Annotated in this window: 2 protein-coding genes and 1 pseudogene; all 3 read left to right on the forward strand. The window is 75.2% G+C overall.

The window, feature by feature from the left end:
* The coding region (locus GT354_RS31675; RefSeq protein ID WP_161359821.1) for a bifunctional adenosylcobinamide kinase/adenosylcobinamide-phosphate guanylyltransferase at positions 1-546 on the forward strand (546 nt) is incomplete at its 5' end.
* A gap of 203 nt (positions 547-749) precedes the next feature.
* Entirely contained in the window at positions 750-1,808 is a 1,059-nt protein-coding gene (locus GT354_RS31680) for a nicotinate-nucleotide--dimethylbenzimidazole phosphoribosyltransferase (protein ID WP_161359822.1), read from the forward strand.
* Positions 1,805-2,065, forward strand: a pseudogene (locus GT354_RS31685) (hypothetical protein); the annotation flags it as partial. The gene GT354_RS31680 and the pseudogene GT354_RS31685, both read left to right, overlap by 4 nt.

Raw genomic sequence — 2,065 nt, forward strand, 5'->3', positions numbered from 1 at the left:
GGCGCCCGCTCGGGCAAGTCGGCCGAGGCGGAGCGCCGCCTCGCGGCGTGCCCGGACGTGCTCTACGTCGCGACCGGCGGCACCCGCGAGGGCGATTCGGAGTGGGCCGAGCGCATCGACGCGCACCGCGCGCGCCGGCCCGACACGTGGACGACCGCCGAGACGGTCGACCTGACCCGATTGCTGGCCGACCCGCGGCAGCCGATGCTCGTGGACTGCCTGTCCCTGTGGCTGACGGCCGTCATGGACGCCCACGACGCGTGGGACGACGCCCGGTGGGCCGCGGGTGCCCGCGAGGCGGTACGCGCCGACACGGTCGCCCTGGCCGCCGCGTGGCGGGCCTGCCGCGTCCCGGTGGTCGCGGTCAGCAACGAGGTGGGCAGCGGAGTGGTCCCGCCCACTCCGTCGGGCCGCCGCTTCCGCGACGAACTGGGCCGCCTGAACGCCATGATCGCCACCGAATCCGACGAGGTCCTCCTGGTGGTGGCCGGCCAGGTCCTCACCCTGCGCGGCCTCCCGAGACGAGCCCGCCACGCGGCGGGTTGAGAAACCGCCGAACCGAGCCAGGCCCGCGAGGCCGGATCACGCCGCCCGGTCACGGTGGAACCGCAGCCCTCACCACCCCAGGCAACGGGTGGGCGGTGGCACAAACACCCCACCCGACAACCGCACAACCGCAACCGAATGCACCCAACCACCACCCCTCAGGGCCAAGCGGCCCCGAGCGAGCCACGAACTAGGCTGAGCCGGTGACCATCGACCTCGATTCCCTGGCCTCCCGCGTAGAGCGCCCCGACGACGACGCCCGAGCCCGCGTCCTCGCCCACCTCCTGGCCCTCGCCGGAGGCGGCGGCGCCGGCGCGTACGGCCGGCTCGAGGACCTCGCCACGAGGTTCGCCGCGTTCCAGGGCGGCACCGACACCGCGCCGATCAAGACGCCGCGCCTGGTGATGTTCGCGGCCGACCACGGCGTGGCCGCACACGGCGTGTCGGTGCGCACCTCCGCGTGGACCGCCCGGGAGGTTCGCGCCACCCTCGGCGGCACCACCCCCGCCGCCGCCTTCGCCGAGGGCGTCGGGGTCGCGGTACGAGTGGTGGACATCGCCGTCGACGCCGAACCCGACGCGTTTGCCGAACACGTCTCGCGGACGCGGATCCGGCGCTCCAGTGGGCCCGTGAACTCTGCGGACGCGCTCGCCCCCGGCGAGGCCGAACGCGCGTTCCAGGCCGGCATGGACGTCGCCGACGCCGAGATCGACTCGGGGGCCGACGTGCTCCTGCTCGGTTCGCTCGGGGCAGGCGCGACCACCCCCGCGGCCGTCCTGATCGGCGCGTTGACCGGCATGGACGCGGCCGCCGTGATCGGCCGCGGGTCGGGGATCGACGACGCGACGTGGATCCGCAAGTGCGCCGCCATCCGCGACGCGCTGCGCCGGGCGCGGCCCGTGCTCGGCGATCCGATGCGGCTGCTCGGCGTGTCCGGCGGGGCCGACTTCGCCGCGATGACCGGGTTTCTGTTGCAGTGCTCGATCCGGCGTACGCCCGTGATCCTCGACGACGTCGCCACCGCGGCCTCCGCGCTCGTCGCCCAGCGCATCTCGTACCGCTCGCCCGACTGGTGGATCGCCGGGCACGTGACGCCCGAGCCCGGTCACGCCAAGGCGCTCGATCGGCTCGCCCTGGAACCGGTGCTCGACTACCGCATCCGCGGTGGCGAGGGCATCGGCGCGCTGCTCGCGCTGCCCGTGCTGCGCGCGGCCGTCGATCTGGTGGCCCGCGTGCCACAGGGGACGAACCTCACCAAGTGAGCGCCGGCGAGCCCCACGAACCCGACGAGCCCTACCAGCCCGGCGAGGCCGGCAGGGCCGACAGGCCCGGCGAGGCCGGCAAGTCCGGCAAGTCCGGCAAGAGCCCCGTGAGTCCGACGAACCCGAAGCACCCGACGAGCCCGGCCGGCTCGCGCACGACCGCGGCCGGCCTGCGGCTGGCCTTCGGCATGCTCTCGGTGATCCCGGTGCGGGTCGAGCGGGTCGACCGGCCGGTGGCCGGTCGCGCGATGGCGCTC

Origin of the sequence: Streptomyces sp. SID3343 (genome assembly GCF_009865215.1) — a bacterium.
GTDB lineage: Bacteria > Actinomycetota > Actinomycetes > Streptomycetales > Streptomycetaceae > Embleya.